The organism is Chloroflexus aurantiacus J-10-fl, assembly GCF_000018865.1.
In the GTDB taxonomy this organism is placed as follows: Bacteria; Chloroflexota; Chloroflexia; order Chloroflexales; family Chloroflexaceae; genus Chloroflexus; species Chloroflexus aurantiacus.
In genome coordinates this window covers 250,003-266,084 of the sequence record NC_010175.1, presented here as the reverse complement: position 1 = coordinate 266,084, position 16,082 = coordinate 250,003, and the positions used below count along the sequence as shown (strand labels likewise).

13 protein-coding genes are annotated in these 16,082 nt (G+C 58.0%); 10 read left to right on the top strand and 3 right to left on the bottom strand.

Features of this window, described 5'->3' with window-relative positions; translation table 11 throughout:
- Both CAUR_RS01055 and CAUR_RS01050 read right to left on the bottom strand, forming a co-directional pair.
- Complete coding sequence (locus tag CAUR_RS01055; RefSeq protein ID WP_012256117.1) at positions 1-1,377, bottom strand: TrkH family potassium uptake protein; 1,377 nt, start codon at positions 1,375-1,377, stop codon at positions 1-3.
- Positions 1,374-2,045 carry a potassium channel family protein gene (locus tag CAUR_RS01050; protein WP_012256116.1) on the bottom strand — a complete coding sequence of 224 codons (672 nt, stop codon included), beginning with the start codon at positions 2,043-2,045 and terminating at the stop codon, positions 1,374-1,376. The genes CAUR_RS01055 and CAUR_RS01050 overlap by 4 nt, the downstream gene beginning before the upstream one ends.
- 255 nt (positions 2,046-2,300) lie before the next feature.
- Here CAUR_RS01050 and CAUR_RS01045 point away from each other — a divergent pair, with 255 nt between their 5' ends.
- From CAUR_RS01045 to cofC, 4 genes are all read left to right on the top strand, one after another.
- Positions 2,301-3,050, top strand: a complete 750-nt coding sequence (locus tag CAUR_RS01045) for an SURF1 family protein (RefSeq protein ID WP_012256115.1) — start codon at positions 2,301-2,303, stop codon at positions 3,048-3,050.
- A 99-nt stretch (positions 3,051-3,149) separates the two neighbouring features.
- Complete coding sequence (locus tag CAUR_RS01040) at positions 3,150-4,001, top strand: tetratricopeptide repeat protein (protein WP_012256114.1); 852 nt, start codon at positions 3,150-3,152, stop codon at positions 3,999-4,001.
- 66 nt (positions 4,002-4,067) lie between these two features.
- Entirely contained in the window at positions 4,068-5,024 is a 957-nt protein-coding gene (gene cofD / locus CAUR_RS01035; RefSeq protein ID WP_012256113.1) for a 2-phospho-L-lactate transferase, read from the top strand.
- The gene (gene cofC / locus CAUR_RS01030) at positions 5,021-5,638 is read left to right on the top strand and encodes a 2-phospho-L-lactate guanylyltransferase (RefSeq protein ID WP_012256112.1); all 618 of its coding nucleotides are present in this window, start codon (positions 5,021-5,023) and stop codon (positions 5,636-5,638) included. The genes cofD and cofC overlap by 4 nt, the downstream gene beginning before the upstream one ends.
- Here cofC and rarD read toward each other — a convergent pair.
- Positions 5,599-6,510 carry an EamA family transporter RarD gene (gene rarD, locus CAUR_RS01025; RefSeq protein ID WP_012256111.1) on the bottom strand — a complete coding sequence of 304 codons (912 nt, stop codon included), beginning with the start codon at positions 6,508-6,510 and terminating at the stop codon, positions 5,599-5,601. The genes cofC and rarD overlap by 40 nt on opposite strands.
- 338 nt (positions 6,511-6,848) lie before the next feature.
- Between rarD and CAUR_RS01020 the strand changes: the two genes are divergently transcribed.
- The 6 genes from CAUR_RS01020 (at position 6,849) to CAUR_RS01000 (ending at position 16,069) form a co-directional block, all read left to right on the top strand.
- A complete protein-coding gene (locus CAUR_RS01020; protein WP_242605013.1) occupies positions 6,849-10,790 on the top strand; it encodes a beta strand repeat-containing protein in 3,942 nt (1,313 codons plus the stop codon).
- Between the two features lie 206 nt (positions 10,791-10,996).
- Positions 10,997-11,821, top strand: coding sequence for a hypothetical protein (locus tag CAUR_RS01015; RefSeq protein ID WP_012256109.1), 825 nt, complete (start codon positions 10,997-10,999; stop codon positions 11,819-11,821).
- Between the two features lie 980 nt (positions 11,822-12,801).
- A complete protein-coding gene (locus CAUR_RS21695) occupies positions 12,802-12,936 on the top strand; it encodes a hypothetical protein (RefSeq protein WP_012660404.1) in 135 nt (44 codons plus the stop codon).
- 123 nt (positions 12,937-13,059) lie between these two features.
- Positions 13,060-13,290, top strand: a complete 231-nt coding sequence (locus tag CAUR_RS01010; RefSeq protein ID WP_012256108.1) for a hypothetical protein — start codon at positions 13,060-13,062, stop codon at positions 13,288-13,290.
- A 392-nt stretch (positions 13,291-13,682) separates the two neighbouring features.
- Positions 13,683-14,519, top strand: coding sequence for a GNAT family N-acetyltransferase (locus tag CAUR_RS01005; protein WP_162015835.1), 837 nt, complete (start codon positions 13,683-13,685; stop codon positions 14,517-14,519).
- A gap of 632 nt (positions 14,520-15,151) precedes the next feature.
- Positions 15,152-16,069, top strand: coding sequence for a metal ABC transporter solute-binding protein, Zn/Mn family (locus CAUR_RS01000; protein WP_012256106.1), 918 nt, complete (start codon positions 15,152-15,154; stop codon positions 16,067-16,069).
- Positions 16,070-16,082: the final 13 nt, after the last annotated feature.

Below are 16,082 nucleotides of genomic sequence, written 5' to 3'. Positions count from 1 at the left end.
TTATCCGATCAGGATTTGCTCTTCGGGATAGGTGATCTGTTGTGGAGTCGCGCTCTGGCGGGCTATGGCGGTAATGATGGTAAGTGCCCCCAGGCGTCCCCAAAACATCACCGCAATGATGATAAGCTGACCAAACGTGTTTAGCTCACTGGTAAAACCGAGGGTGAGGCCACAGGTGGCAAATGCCGACACCACCTCAAACACAACCTGGTCAAGAGTTGCATCATGGGTGGCGACAATGAGCCAGGATGCAAGGAGAACAACAAAGAGAGAGATGGTGAGCACGGCGGCGGCCCGGCGTACCATGCCGGTAGCCAGGCTGCGCCCGGCAAACTGCGCGGTTGGCAAGCCACGGGCGTAGCTCCACAGCGAGATTGACAGTACGGCAAAGGTGCCGGTCGTGATGCCGCCTCCCATTGATGCCGGCGCACAACCAATGAACATGAGTGCAATGAGCAACAACTGACTGGCAGGCGTCAACGATTCAAAGCTATCCATGCCGGAAAAGCCGGCAGTACGGGCTGAGATCGATTGAAAGGTGGTCACAATAAGCTGGCGGTCGAGCGGTTGGCCGTGGAGGGTGCCGTCGGCGTCGAAGCCCTCACTGAGCCAGAGACCGAACGTGCCTATCCCGACCAGGAAGCTCACCACGAGCAGGGTGATGCGCGTGTGCAGCGAGAGCTTGCGTTCGTTGGCATACGAAATCAGGTCTGCAATCACTGGAATCCCCAGACCGCCGGTCAGGATCAGCATTCCCATAATAAACAGAGTAATACTATCACGTGGAATACCGTTTTCAAAACCGGGCGTGCCGGTGAAGAGGTCAAATCCAGCGTTACAAAATGCAGAAACAGCGTGGAACAGGGCATAGAAGAATGCCTGACCTTCACTGAGGCGGGGATCGGTACGCCAGTGGATGTAGAGCAGCATGGCGCCAATGGCTTCGATAGTTACTACGGTGATCAGCACGCGCCGCGTGAGCGTGACGATTGCTGCCGGCGAGAGCAGACCCAGCGAGTCGCTTAGGGCAATCCGGTCGGTAAAGCTGATTCGCCGACCGAGCAGGCGGAAGATGATCACGGCTACCACCATGAACCCGACACCGCCAATCTGGATAAGCAACATCAGCAAGATTTGCCCTACCAGCGAGAGGTCTTGTACCGGCGTAATGACCGATAAACCGGTCACGCTTAACGCTGAAGCCGCCGTAAACAGGGCTTCCATAAATGTGAGTGGCCGGGTACTGCTAATTGGAAGCAGCAGTAGCAGCGTGCCAATAACGATTAACAAGGCTAACCCACCGACCAGCCGGAGAGGTGGTGGGATCGGCTTACGCCGCAATCGAGCCAGATTGCGGCCAGTAACAAGTGCTGTCATGATGATAGATCGCAGAAGGTGCTGATACTCGAATCGGCGCCAATAATCAGAATCCGATCATCGCGGCTGAAGACATAGTCGGGTGGTGGGGTGACAATCATCTTGCCGTTGTGTTTAACGGCCAGCACATTAATACCATATCGCCGACGTAATCCACTCTGCATCAGGGTCTGGCCGACCAATGGAGCCGGAACTCGCACTTCGGCGACGCTAAAGCCGGAACCGAGATTAAGATGCTCCAGGACATGGGGTTCTGACAGTTGCCAGGCCAGCCGGGCACCAGCTTCATGTTCGGGTAGCACCACCATATCGGCACCGACCCTGGTTAAGATGTACTGTTGACGTTCGTTCAGCGCTTTACAAACAACTCGTTTGACACCCAGACTCTTGAGCGCGACCGTGGTCATCAGGTTGGCCTCAAATTGCGAGCCAATCGCGACCACAACGGTGTCGAATGACATAATGTCAACCGCCCGCAGCGCGTCTTCGTTGCTGGAGTCCAGGGCAACCACCTGGGTCATACGGTCGGCCAGTTGTTGCACGATGTTGGGGTCGCGATCAATACCCAGCACAGTGTGGCCTCGTTCGATTAAATTCAGCGCTACACTGCGCCCAAAGCGACCAAGACCGATTACGGCAAATTCGAGCCGACTAGGCTTGCGTGCCATGCGACTCTTCCTCCTTGTGTTTTTTCGCTGTCCTGATAGTCAGTAGCGACTATCGAAGATATTGTACCGCATGAGGGGGAGGGATCGATCTGTGGGCACTATGCAGCGGAGCTGGTAGACGGCACACCATCTGAACGTGGTATCATTCCTTATGAAAGTGGGCAAGATGTTACCTTCATCTGCATGGATGCATCATGAGAGAGGAAGTCTTGCTCACTCAGACGAAGTATACACGCACGACGTTTGAGTACTCACATGATGACATCAACAACCTCTCCTCGCGTTCATCGTCTTTTGCGCGGCTGGTGGATCGCCAAGCATCTGTTCGCGCTGATCATTTTTGTCACCCTGATAACGCTTGGTTTCTGGCAGCTTGATCGACTGGCGCAGCGGCGCGCAGCGAATGCTGCCCGGCTTGCTGCACTTTCCCAACCGGCGATTCCGCTGACACCTGCAACTGATCCTGCCACAGTTATCGGGCGGCGGGTGGTGGTGAGTGGCACGTTCCGTAATGAAGAGAGCGTTGTGCTGCGTGGACGCCGTTCCGATAGCGGCGTTGATGGTGTGCATTTGCTGACCCCGTTGCAGATTGCCGGTAGTGATCAAGCCGTGCTGGTGGATCGGGGGTGGATTCCCTCGGCCCAGGGTGCGGCTACTGCCTACGCTGTTACTCGTCCGGTGACCATTGAAGGCATTGCGCGGGCACCGCAGGTACGGCCTGATAGTCCGTTGGCCGGGCGCGATCTACCGTTACCGGGTGAAACGCGCATCAATGCCTGGTTACGGGTGGATGTACCGGCAATCCAGCAGCAGGTCGGTGCGCCGCTCTTACCGCTCTTCATCGAGCAATTGCCCGATGGGAGCAGTGCGTTGCCCCGTCCGCCCGATCCGTACCGCCTCGACGAAGGGCCGCACTTGAGCTATGCGTTGCAGTGGTTTACCTTTGCCGGCATTGTGGGGGTAGGTTATATCTTCCTGTTGCGTCAGGAGTTGCAGCGCAGGTGAAGATTGACACTCTTCTTACACTTTGTAGACACATCTTCAACAGCTTTCTGGTACACTACGTTACAGTGAAAACTATATCGGTGCAAGGAGAAAACAGGCATGATCACCGGAGTATCGAACAAAGCCAATCCAGCTACTGCCCAGGCTGTCGTCATTGATGTGACCGAGGCAACCTTTGAGCGTGAGGTGCTCCAACGCTCACAGCAGACGCCGGTCGTCATCGATTTCTGGGCACCGTGGTGTGGTCCCTGCCGTGTACTTGGGCCGACGCTTGAACGGCTCGCACGCGAAGCAGGTGGGACGTGGGTGTTAGCAAAGATTAACGTGGATGAAAACCCACGATTGGCCCAGATGTTCCGGGTTCAGGGTATTCCCGCCGTCAAAGCGGTCTATCAGGGCAAAATCGTTGATGAGTTTACCGGTGCGTTGCCGGAGAGTCAGGTACGTACCTGGCTGAAGCGGATCGTGCCTGACCGTAATGCCGATCTGCTGGCGATGGCACAGGCGCTCGAAGCAACCAATCCGGTTGAGGCGATTGCCCGTTATCGCCTGATCCTGGGGCAAGACCCAAATAACGAGGCGGCGCTCTTCCATCTGGGGCGGCTGCTCGCTTTGCGCGGCGATCCCGAAGGCATTACGACGCTCAAGCAGGTTCCGGCAGGTGGTCCCTTCGGTGGCCGGGCGATTGCCGGTCTGGCTATCGCCGATCTGGTCAATGCGCCGGCAGAGCCGGCAGATGGTAGCGAAGGGCTGTACCGCCAGGCAGCGATTGCAGTGCGGAGTGGTGATTATGCCACCGCGATAGAGCATCTGTTAACACTGGTCGCTCGTGATCGAGCGTTCCGGGATGATGGTGCCCGCAAGGCACTGCTCGCCCTCTTTGCTCTGCTCGGTGACGACCATCCGCTGGTAGGCCCGGCCCGGCGGCGACTGGCGAATCTGTTGTTCTAACGAACCCGATGATACCGGCGTGGTTGGATCACGCCGGTTTCCTTTTGTAGACTCCGCAGCGTACCTATGATAGTTGTACTTTCCGGCGGCGTTGGTGCCGCTCGCTTTATCGAAGGGCTGGCAGCAGTTGTTGCCCCAGAACGGATCGCGGCTGTCGTCAATACCGGCGACGATATGGTGCTGCACGGCTTATATATCTCCCCCGATCTCGATATCGTCACCTGTACGCTGGCAGATGTGATTGACCGCAACCAGGGCTGGGGGATTGCCGGTGATACCGATGCCTGTATGCAATGGCTGGCCCGGCTCGGCGCTCCTACCTGGTTTAAGCTCGGTGATCGCGATCTGGCGTTGCATATCTACCGGACGGCGCGGTTGCAGGCCGGTGCGACCCTCTCGCAAGTCGCCGATGAGATTCGGCAGGCATTGGGTGTGGCTGTCTCAATCATCCCGATGAGTGATGATCCGGCGCCTACCCACGTCCTTACCGATCAGGGCGAACTGCATTTTGAAGAGTATTTTGTCCGCGAGCGCTGTCAACCGGTCGTACACGGCGTGCGCCTGCACGCTGCCGGCCCGGTTCGGCCAGCTCCTGCCTTGTTGCCTTTGCTAATGAGTGCAGAGGTCATTATTATCGCGCCGAGCAATCCGGTGGTGAGTGTAGGGCCAATTCTGGCCATTCCTGAAGTGCGTACCACTCTGACGACAACGAATACGCCGGTGGTGGCAGTTAGTCCGATTGTTGGTGGCGCAGCAATCAAGGGTCCGGCTGTCCCACTGATGAAAGCGGTTGGTCTCACCCCGACTGCGCTCGGTGTGGCCGAGACGTATGCCGACCTGATCGATGGGATCGTGATCGACACCATTGATGCGGAGCTGGCGCCGGCTATTCAGTCTCGCGGGATTGCAACGCTGGTTACCGACACAATCATGCGCGGTATGCCAGAAAAGATGGCCCTGGCCCGTGCGACGCTGGAACTGGCCAGCCTCATTGCGCCGTCCACAGCGAGGTCGTTAGTGTGATCGGTATTGTCATTCCCATCAAGCGTCTACACCTGGCGAAATCGCGCCTGATCGATCTGCTCGATCCGGCGGATCGCCAACAGCTCGTGGTGACAATGGTGCGCCATGTGATCACAACGGCGCGCCAGGCCGTTAGCTACCTGTCAATCCCGGCCCGTATCTGGCTGGTCAGCCCTGAACCAACCCTGGCAACCGATAGCGAGGGGATTGAGTGGCTCCCCGATAACCAGGAAGAGTTGAATGCAGCCCTGACCGAGGCGCGGCAGCGAATTCAGGCTGCCGGTGTGCAGATCATGATGGTTCTTGCCGGCGATTTACCCTTTGTGACAGTACGTGATCTGATCTTGCTCAGCGAAGCGCTCACCGACAACGACGTGGTGGTTGCCCCTGACCAGCATGGTCAAGGGACAAATGCGTTAGGGCTGCACCTGCCGTCGCAATTGCCGTTTGGCTTTGGGCCGGATAGTGCCGGCTATCATCTGCGCACGGCTGCCCGGCTCGGCTTGCGGGCCAGCCTGATCAGCACACCGACCCTGGCCTTCGATCTCGATGACGGTGAGCGCTTGCAGCAATACTACCGCTGTATCGCCTCTTGTGATAATTTCGCCCGGTAGTGCCGAACAGCGATAAAGCTATCAAGCGTATAAATGGCCAGTGCCGTCCAGATTGCGCCAAAGCCGATCAGTTGGGCAGTTGAGAAGGGTTCGCCGTAGACCAGCACACCCAGCACGAGCTGAAGGGTCGGTGCCAGGTACTGCAAAATGCCGATTGTCGTCAGCGGGATGCGTCGGGTTGCTGCCCCGAAAAAGAGCAGCGGTGCCGCAGTCACAACACCGGTGCTGATCAAGAGCATCCACAGGCCGGTATCGTGATGAATCCCGCCGTTGGCACCGGCCAGCCAGCTCAACCAGAGGAGAGCGGGGGGAAACATCCATAACGTCTCCACCGTCAATGCCTCAAACGAACCGAGTGGCGTCTGCTTCCGTAACAGACCGTAGAGACCAAACGATAACGCCAGCGCCAATGCGATCCAGGGCAGCGCACCGGCACTGTAGGTCAGCCAGGCAACCCCGGCAGCAGCAATACCGATGGCCAGCCACTGGGCCGGACGTAACCGTTCCCGCAAGACCAGCACACCCAGCGCAATACTGACCAGCGGGTTGATAAAATAGCCTAAACTGGCTTCGACGACCCGATTGATCTGGACTGCCCAGACATAAATACCCCAATTTGCCGCCAGCAGAATCGCACTTGCCAGATACGTCAGCCGCAGACGACGCTGTTGCCGTATCACCGTAATCCACTCCCACTGCCGGCGGATCGCCAGCACGCCAAGCAGGAAGAGGAGCGACCAGATCATGCGATGGGCGAGAATTTCGGTGGCCGATGCCCCGTTGAGCGCTTTCCAGTAGACCGGGAGCAATCCCCAGAGCGCGTATGCAGCGATAGCTGCACTGATGCCTTGTAACGTGGTTTTGTTGGTCATAACACTTCTCTACTACAAAAAATAATACTATAATAAATAAGAATAGTGCGACTTTATTCCCCTTTCTAACAAAATATTCAACTTCAAGATGAAATGTTTGTAAGCCTCTAGCCTTCATTCAACATCAGTCTTACGACGGATTGTCGCAATTCTGATCCTCATCACCTCCTTTCCTGAACATACCTCTCATTTATCGTCATCTCCTGCCGCCTGGATAACACTTTTTTCATGTTTTCATCTGCACCGGTCGTAGCAGGGGTTTCGGTAATGATTCGGTACAGAGTTCGGTTAAAATTCGGTTCAACTGGAGCACTACATTGCAGTTCTGGAGAGGAGCCATGAACCGCCCGATACCGCGAGCACTGCTATCGACATTAGCAGTCATTCTACTCTTGATCTGGTCGCTCGTGTTCAGTCCGGTTTTTGCGGCAACCAGTACCTGGATTGGGGGAAATGGAAGTTGGAGTGATCCGACCAAATGGAGTGGAGGTGTACCGTCGAGCCGTCACGATGTGGCGGTGTTTCCGTATACGCCATTTCCACTGGCAATTGATCTCGACGGTACTTTTGAAATTGGGGAAGTGCGTTTCGATAGTCCGATGCCTTACTTGCTCATGACAAATAGCAACGGCAGTCTCTATTTCCCACCCGCCGGTGCCGGAGCTATTCGTGTTCTGAGCGGTAATCATGTTATTTATGTGCCAATTGAGCTACAGAAAATCATTTCATTCGATATTGCTGCTGATAGTAGCCTCCTTATCTTCAGCCCCAACAATCTCCTGCGCGGCAGTGGTGGCATCACCAAAACCGGTGAGGGTGAACTCTATCTGCTCGCCGCTAATGAGCACCGGGGACGAACGACGATTAATGGTGGGGCAATAGTCATTGCTCACAATCAGGCTTTTGGTACCTCGAAACTCGAACTGCTCAGCGGGCGTCTGATTAATGCAGGATCAGATCGCATCATTACCAATGAAATCTCCCAGCTAAACAATAATTTCACCCTCGACAGCGGTGATTATCGTCTCAGCTTCAGCACTCCCTGGAGTCTGCCCGGTAACCGGGAGATAACGGTTGAAGGTGATGTCATCTTCGCCAAAATCACCGATCCCGCAGCCTCGCGGAATCTGCGCAAGAACGGGGCGGGTGATTTGACAATTAATCTGACTGCAAGTGGCTCGAATATCGGTTCATTTGTTCGCAATCAGGGCAGTGGCAGGCTAAACCTCTACGGTAGCGGGACGGTAGGGGCAATTGTGTATAATCCCACCTCTGGCGGTGGCGAGATCGGGGTTGGTGATCAACGCGATCTCAATACCGGTGCCGTCATTCGCGGGCGGGGAACGCTTTCCATCGCAGGTAATGGCGACGGTGTTCGTCTCCATAGCCCGAATATCAGCCTCCACTTTGAAATCGGTCCTGGCGGCGATAAACTGGTGCTCATTAACACCTCGAATAACAGCACCAGAAACGCCAGTATTGAACTGGTGGGAACGGGCAATCCTGCCGGTGCAACGCTCTCGCTGGCGCTGGTACCTGGTTACACCCCGGTTGCCGGCGACATCTGGACAATCCTTGAGCATGCGAGTGCCGGTTCAGGGGGGATTCTCGGTACCTTCCAGGGTCTTCCCAATGGTGCGGTGATTGATGTAGATGGCTATCCATTCCAGATTGTCTACACGTCCAAGACGGTCTCGCTGGTTGCCCTGCCACCGCTGGTGGTAGAGCAGCGCGGTGGTAATAACCAGAGTGCGGTCGTGGATACCGATTTTGCTCAGCCGCTAGAGGTATGGGTGGGCGATGAGAATGGCAACCCGCTGTCTGGCGTTTATGTGAGCTTCACTGCACCGGCCAGTGGTGCCAGTGCTGTTTTCCCGGCAGGCAATGGTGCGGTAAGTGACGCGAATGGTCTGGTACAGGTGCCGGTGCGTGCCAACAACGTGGCCGGAACCTATACAGTGACGGCAAGCGTTGCGAATGCCAGCACTGACTTTACCCTGACCAATATCGCCGCGGCACCATCACCAACGCCGTCCCCATCGGCCACGGCGAGCGCGACGCCAGAGCCAACGGCAAGCGTGACACCAGAGCCAACGGCAAGCGTGACACCAGAGCCAACGGCGAGCGCGACGCCAGAGCCAACGGCAAGCGTGACGCCAGAGCCAACGGCGAGCGCGACGCCAGAGCCAACGGCAAGCGTGACGCCAGAGCCAACGGCGAGCGCGACGCCAGAGCCAACGGCGAGCGTGACCCCAGAGCCAACGGCAAGCACAACACCCAGCCCATCGGCGACGGCAAGCGTGACGCCCAGTCCATCGGCCACGGCGAGCGTGACGCCCAGCCCATCGGCAACGGCAAGCGCAACACCAGAGCCAACGGCGAGCACGACGCCCAGCCCATCGGCGACGGCGAGCACGACCCCAGAGCCAACGGCGAGCACGACGCCCAGCCCATCGGCGACGGCGAGCACGACGCCTAGCCCATCGGCGACGGCAAGCGCAACACCAGAGCCAACGGCGAGCACGACGCCCAGCCCGTCGGCCACGGCGAGCGTGACGCCCAGCCCGTCGGCCACGGCGAGCACGACGCCCAGCCCATCGGCCACGGCGAGCGTGACGCCCAGCCCGTCGGCCACGGCGAGCATGACGCCTAGCCCATCGGCGACGGCAAGCGCAACACCAGAGCCAACGGCGAGCACGACGCCCAGCCCGTCGGCCACGGCGAGCGTGACGCCCAGCCCGTCGGCCACGGCGAGCACGACGCCCAGCCCATCGGCCACGGCGAGCACGACGCCCAGCCCGTCGGCCACGGCGAGCGCGACGCCCAGCCCGTCGGCCACGGCGAGCGTAACACCAGAGCCAACGGCAAGCACGACGCCCAGCCCATCGGCGACGGCAAGCGCAACACCAGAGCCAACGGCGAGCGTGACGCCCAGCCCATCGGCCACGGCGAGCGTGACGCCCAGCCCATCGGCGACGGCGAGCGTGACGCCTAGCCCATCGGCGACGGCAAGCACAACACCCAGCCCATCGGTGACAGCAAGCACAACACCTAGCCCGTCGGCCACGGCAAGCACAACACCTAGCCCGTCGGCCACGGCGAGCACAACACCCAGCCCGTCGGCGACGGCAAGCACGACGCCCAGCCCATCGGCCACGGCAAGCACGACGCCCAGCCCATCGGCCACGGCAAGCACGACGCCCAGCCCATCGGCGACGGCGAGCGCAACACCAGAGCCAACGGCGAGCGTGACGCCCAGCCCGTCGGCGACGGCAAGCACGACGCCCAGCCCATCGGCCACGGCAAGCGTGACCCCCAGCCCATCGGCGACGGCAAGCGTGACCCCCAGCCCGTCGGCCACGGCGAGCACGACCCCAGAGCCAACGGCAAGCACGACGCCCAGCCCATCGGCGACGGCAAGCACGACGCCCAGCCCGTCGGCGACGGCAAGCACGACGCCTAGCCCATCGGCGACAGCGAGCACGACCCCAGAGCCAACGGCGAGCGTGACGCCCAGCCCATCGGCCACGGCGAGCGTGACGCCCAGCCCATCGGCGACAGCGAGCACGACCCCAGAGCCAACGGCGAGCACGACACCTAGCCCGTCGGCGACGGCGAGCGCGACACCAGAACCAACGGCAAGCACCAGCCCGGTGTCGACGGTAACGACCAGCCCGGTGCCGACGGTAACGACCAGCCCGGTACCGACGGTAACGACCAGCCCGGTGCCGACGGTAACGACCAGCCCGGTGCCGACGGTAACGACCAGCCCGGTGCCGACGGTAACGACCAGCCCGGTACCGACGGTAACGACCAGCCCGGTACCGACGGTAACGACCAGCCCGGTGCCGACGGTAACGACCAGCCCGGTACCGACGGTAACGACCAGCCCGGTGCCGACGGTAACGACCAGCCCGGTACCGACGGTAACGACCAGCCCGGTGCCGACGGAGACACCCAGCCCGGTGCCGACACCTGGCGAAGCACCTCATCTTGAATTGAGTCTGCCGCCATCAATTGCGGTTGGCAGCCTGGTACAAACCCAACTGAACGCATCTGGTGGTAGTGGTAGCTACGTCTACCAGAGCACTGGACAGCTTCCATCCGGTCTGGTACTGCTGGCAGATGGACGGCTGGAAGGTCAGGTGACGCAAGTAGGAACGTATACGTTCACTATCATCGTCACTGATAGCAATGGTCAGACCGCGAGCTATACCTACGAGATTGTGGTCGAACCAATGCGCATCTTCGTCCCGGTGATTATGCGAGCAGCGCCGTAGAGCGTTGATGGATCGACGTGCCCCTGCCAGTATCTGTTGATAGTGCTGGCAGGGGGCTTTGTGTTATATCAGACCGGTTGACGTATCCCGCGATATATGAGATATTCTTTCGCCTTCTACCAATTGCCAAATCTCTTTACAAAAAAGAACATATGTGCTATTATTGCGCCAGGATACCGTACGTGCAAGGAAGAGGAGCAAACATTATGATTGGGCGCAATCGAGTTCAAGTCGTTACCGAAGCCATTACTCTCCAGTATGCAAATGGCAAAAGCATGGCCCGCCCGATTGGTGGCAAGCGTTTTACTCCTTACATCGGTTTCCATATTGAAGTCGGGCGCGACGATGAACTCGATGCCCGTTTAGGCATTGCCGGTATTCCTCAAATCGAAATCAAGCATCAGCGGCAAGGCGGTGCTGAGATTGTGCGGCACTGGGCACTGGGTGAGACCATCCTTTTCTACCCTGTGACCAGTGGCCCGGTTGCGCAAACAGTAGCCGGCAGCCTTGGTCGCAATGCTGCTGCTACTGCTGCAGCGGGAATTGGTTTGCGCTGGGGAATCAATGATCGGAGCCGAATGGCGGTGCGCGGCTACCTTGACCTGCTGGTGCGGGTAGAGATGGCACGGCTGGTTCAGTTATCGGTGCGCTCACGGATGAGCGATGTCTTGCTCAATGTCTTGCTCGATCACGGAAGGGTGTGTGAAGCGGCTGACCATCTGATCGACCGATCCTCCCATCCCGATCTGGTAACCTTTCACGAGCTGGCACTCCCGCTCGGTCCCGGTGAAGAAGAAGAGTGGGGGAAGGGCGAAACCACAACGGTCGTTCCATTCAAGAGTCTCCATCCGGCTCAGATTGATCGTGATTACATTCAGCGAATCTGGCGACCGGAGAGTGTTCATCAGGCTGCATTGCGCGATTGGGCAGGTATTCAGGCCTGGGCCAGCGAGTACGCCCTCCAAAATGACGAGCGTGTCACTGGTGAACGGAATGACGTAGTCGAGACGTCGCACGAGATAGGTCGCTGAAGATGACGACCAGTGCGCAGTCGTCAAACATGGCACGCGATTTAAGGCATCCCCCTTCGCCACACCCTCGTATAGTCACGTGAACCGGCACGTGTATCGTCCGTAGGGGCGGGTTCTGAAGCCTGGTCTTGTCTGTCAATCAGGCTGGCAATATCATCATCGCCGGCACATGCATCGTCCGTAGGGGCGGGTTCTGAAGCCTGGTCTTGTCTGTCAATCAGGCTGGCAATATCATCATCGCCGGCACATGCATCGTCCGTAGGGGCGGGTTCTGAACCCGTCCCTATGGAACCCCCTCCTCCGCATTATTCAGATAATTCCCACGGATTGTTATCGAAGGAATACGCGAGCGTATGCGGGAGATAGGGTCTGGAGATACGATGAACTCTCTCCCCGGCCCCTCTGCCGCGCAGCGCGCTATGATTACCCACATGTCACCCAGCAGCCGTTAGGATACCGCATAGTACATCGTGATGGATACGGCGCATTGTGCGCTAAGCACACCCTGTGGTCATGCGCTCCACAGCGTCCTGCTGTGTTATCAGCACGACAGTGATGCCGTTCCTGTGGCGCGGGCGTCCAGCTCGCGTGCAGGCATTCCCGCCACTGCCGCCAGGTGATGGACATGGCCGATACTGCGCAAGCAGGAAGCCTGCGCCACGGTCGGGCACAACGTCCCCTTCTGCCCCCACAACCCGCCGATCTGTGCTGCCCCGCCGATAGCACGCCCTACCGGGGCTATCCAGCAGCACGCCCGGCACCGCTCCCTGCTGCCAGGCCACCTCTGCCGGCCTTCCACGGCGCGAGGCAGGGTGTTAACCCGCCGACTCGTCGACCCTCACCCCGACTCCTCTGCCGCGCAGCGCGAAAATGAACCTTCCTGACTCGTCCCAGCCACGACACATCCACGTCTCTATCTGCCGATCCGTGCTCTGTTACTGATACGGTCCCTACCTGTGCAGCATAGTGCAGGAATACTGATGGGTGGCAGATCGGCAAGAGCGATGATCATCGATAGCACGTTCGTGACCGTTGCCCATCAGATCGGTACCCGTTCACGTTCGGTGAACGAGATCAAACTATTCAGCCTTCTCCGCGCTGGTTATCTGTTGTAATTTGTGCAAAATGTACAAATCAAAACTCTTGAAATTGTGCATATTGTACGATATGATGAAAGCGCAATCGGCAATGAAGCCGTCGCGACGAAGATAGTCTTGATAGATTAAAGGAGTACAACTATGCGCAACGGAACATTTGAGCAACTCACTGTCGAAGAAGTCTTGCAGACATTTGGCCCGGAAGCTCGCGCCTTTTTGCGTGAGAATCGGATTGATCGCAGCAACCTGCGCTTTGCCGATGCCTGTGCCGCTGCCAGCGTCACTCCTGACGAGTTCTTCGCGCAGCTCGACGCCGGTATGCGTCGGCGTGCCGCTCGCGCCGCCCGGCACAGTGTTGCGGAGTATGCCTGATACCGGTTTTTGCCAATACACCTGATCTGACCGACGCCACCAGCGTCGGTTTTTTTATTGTGTTCGGATGCGAATATAGAGATGTCCTGGATAGACGTTGTCTGCCAGCCTTTTACGATGTGCTATGATGCATCATAGCGGTAACCACGCGACGTACAGGTCATCAAAAGCGCCCGGGAAGAGAGTCGCTGGTTCAGGGGTGTTAGCAGTGCATACTAGTCCAGATGGTGGGTGAGCCGGAGGTGCACTCCCATGGTCAGGGTTGGACAGTTGGCCATGTTGGCGCTAATTCCAGATGTGGTGTTACGCATACATTGTCACCCAATTTGACGTTACAATATGATCGTTGCCTTGCCGGAGACACAGCCGCCGAAAGGATTATCAACAACCATATGACACTCGACATTGCCATCATCCCCGCCGCCGATTGGCCGGCTCTCGTTGAACTCTTTGCGCGTTGCAATCGCGCTGATAACATTGAATTGCCGGTATACCTTGATGGCGATTGGACGCCGACAATGGCTGCGGCCCGGATCGGCGAGACGCTGGTTGGTGGCGTGGTGATGTATGGCTACTTCGCTATCGAAGCAGTGATCGCCGTCGATCCTGCCTGGCGCCGACGCGGGTTTGGTCGTCAATTGATCGAACAGATTGAGCGCTGGGCCTATGCGCGTGGTGGCAACTGGATTGCATTGGCTGATGAAGCAGGGTCCTGTGTGGCTCCATTTGTGGCTGCACTCGATCTCCATCGGCTGAATGTCGAAGTCGAGTTGCAGCTCGATCCGGCACAACTGCCGCCACTACCCGAAGCGCCTGACGACTGGCAGGTACGTCTGGCTGAAAAAGACGATGTTGCTACCCTGACCTCGATCATTGTCAGTGCGTTCGGTGATCCGGTCGAACAGGTGTCAGCCTTTGTGTCTGATCGGATTACTCATCCCCGCCATCGCTTCGTTATCGCTGAAATGGCCGGGCACCCGGTGGCGGCATTGCGACTGTTGCGGGCCGAACAGACGATCATCATTACAACCTTTGGTGTGTGTCGTGATCTACAGGGGCGTGGATATGGCAAATTGCTGCTCCTGACGACTCTCCATCGCTTGCAGGCAGCCGGTTATCAAGACATCCGCATCGAAGTCGAAGAGCAGAATACCGCTGCCTATCATCTCTACCGTTCGTCCGGTTTTGTTCCCCGTCGTCGTCTCGGCCAGTATGGCAGACCCCGATAACGGGATAGGTTCCAGATAAGCGCCCATCGGCAATCTTTGTAATGCGTAATATCAGGTACGGATTACCAGCGCTTCCGACCTATCCGCGCACATCCGCCCAACCCGCGTCCATCCGTGTCCCACCGGTAATACCCACCCTGCGGATGACCGGTACTTCTGCCATATCCGCGCACATCCGCCCAACCCGCGTCCATCCGTGTCCCACCGGTAATACCCACCCTGCGGATGACCGGTACTTCTGCCATATCCGCGCACATCCGCCCAATCCGCGTGCATCCGTGTCCCACCGGTAATACCCACCCTGCGGATGACCGGTACTTCTGCCATATCCGCGCACATCCGCCCAATCCGCGTGCATCCGTGTCCCACCGGTAATACCCACCCTGCGGATGACCGGTACTTCTGCCATATCCGCGCACATCCGCCCAATCCGCGTGCATCCGTGTCCCACCGGTAATACCCACCCTGCGGATGACCGGTACTTCTGCCATATCCGCGCACATCCGCCCAACCCGCGTCCATCCGTGTCCCAATTGTTGCGTCTTATAGAGAGACTCTTGTCCACCCTTGACAATCTATCTCGTATCTGGTAGATTTAGGTAAGGCTAAAATTTATTTTAGGGTTAGTACATATGATTCTTCGATGTTCCTTAATCACTATTTTACTACTCATCCTAACCGGCTGTACAGCACCGGTTACTGATGGCCGTCTGCGAGTCGTTGCTACCACCGGCCCGATAGGCGATGCAGTACAGGCGATTGCCGGTGATCGGGTGACGCTCCACACGCTGCTTGGTCCTGGCATCGATCCCCATACCTACATTGCCACCGAGAGTGATCTGTTTGCTTTGCAAGAAGCGCGTCTGATCCTCTACAACGGCCTTCATCTGGAAGCGAACCTTGAGCGGGTTTTTCAAGCTATTAAACGCAGTGGAACGATCCCGGTCGTTGCAGTCGCTGAAGCTGTACCGGTAGAGATGCGTTTGCGCTGGGAAGATGATGAGAAGGCGTATGATCCGCATGTCTGGCACGATCCACAGCGCTGGCGCTATGCGGTCATTGCGATCCGTGATGCGTTGATTGATCTTGATCCGGACGGTCGGGAAGTTTATCAGCAGCGTAGTGAGCAGTATCTCAACGATTTACAGGCGCTTGACGCCGATCTGCGTGCGCTGGCCGAACAGGTACCTCCTGAACGGCGGATTCTGGTGACGGCTCATGATGCGTTTAACTACTTTGGGCAGGCTTACGGTTTTCGGGTTGAGGCTGTGCAGGGTATCAGTACGGCCAGCGAAGCCAGTGCCGCAACCATCCGTGATCTCACGACGCTCGTGGTAACGGAACGCATCCCGGCGATCTTTGTCGAGACGAGTGTCTCGCCGCGCACAATTGAAGCGGTTCAGAGTGCTGCCCGTGCAGCCGGCCACGAGGTGCGGGTCGGTGGTGAGTTGTATTCTGACTCACTCGGTGATGCTAATGGCCCGGCAGGTACCTATTTCGGCATGATGCGCCACAATATGCAGACGATTGTGGCTGCGCTCATGCCCTAAAGCGGAGGGTGCA

What these genes read in the sequence shown, in the direction of transcription:
- CAUR_RS01005 (WP_162015835.1), top strand. Translation starts at nt 13,683, where the DNA reads ATGACACTCGACATTGCCATCATCCCCGCCGCCGATTGGCCGGCTCTC.
- CAUR_RS21695 (WP_012660404.1), top strand. Translation starts at nt 12,802, where the DNA reads ATGGGTGGCAGATCGGCAAGAGCGATGATCATCGATAGCACGTTCGTG.
- CAUR_RS01000 (WP_012256106.1), top strand. Translation starts at nt 15,152, where the DNA reads ATGATTCTTCGATGTTCCTTAATCACTATTTTACTACTCATCCTAACC.
- CAUR_RS01040 (WP_012256114.1), top strand. Translation starts at nt 3,150, where the DNA reads ATGATCACCGGAGTATCGAACAAAGCCAATCCAGCTACTGCCCAGGCT.
- CAUR_RS01045 (WP_012256115.1), top strand. Translation starts at nt 2,301, where the DNA reads ATGATGACATCAACAACCTCTCCTCGCGTTCATCGTCTTTTGCGCGGC.
- CAUR_RS01055 (WP_012256117.1), bottom strand. Translation starts at nt 1,377, where the DNA reads ATGACAGCACTTGTTACTGGCCGCAATCTGGCTCGATTGCGGCGTAAG.
- CAUR_RS01015 (WP_012256109.1), top strand. Translation starts at nt 10,997, where the DNA reads ATGATTGGGCGCAATCGAGTTCAAGTCGTTACCGAAGCCATTACTCTC.
- CAUR_RS01010 (WP_012256108.1), top strand. Translation starts at nt 13,060, where the DNA reads ATGCGCAACGGAACATTTGAGCAACTCACTGTCGAAGAAGTCTTGCAG.
- CAUR_RS01020 (WP_242605013.1), top strand. Translation starts at nt 6,849, where the DNA reads ATGAACCGCCCGATACCGCGAGCACTGCTATCGACATTAGCAGTCATT.
- CAUR_RS01050 (WP_012256116.1), bottom strand. Translation starts at nt 2,045, where the DNA reads ATGGCACGCAAGCCTAGTCGGCTCGAATTTGCCGTAATCGGTCTTGGT.
- rarD (WP_012256111.1), bottom strand. Translation starts at nt 6,510, where the DNA reads ATGACCAACAAAACCACGTTACAAGGCATCAGTGCAGCTATCGCTGCA.
- cofD (WP_012256113.1), top strand. Translation starts at nt 4,068, where the DNA reads ATGATAGTTGTACTTTCCGGCGGCGTTGGTGCCGCTCGCTTTATCGAA.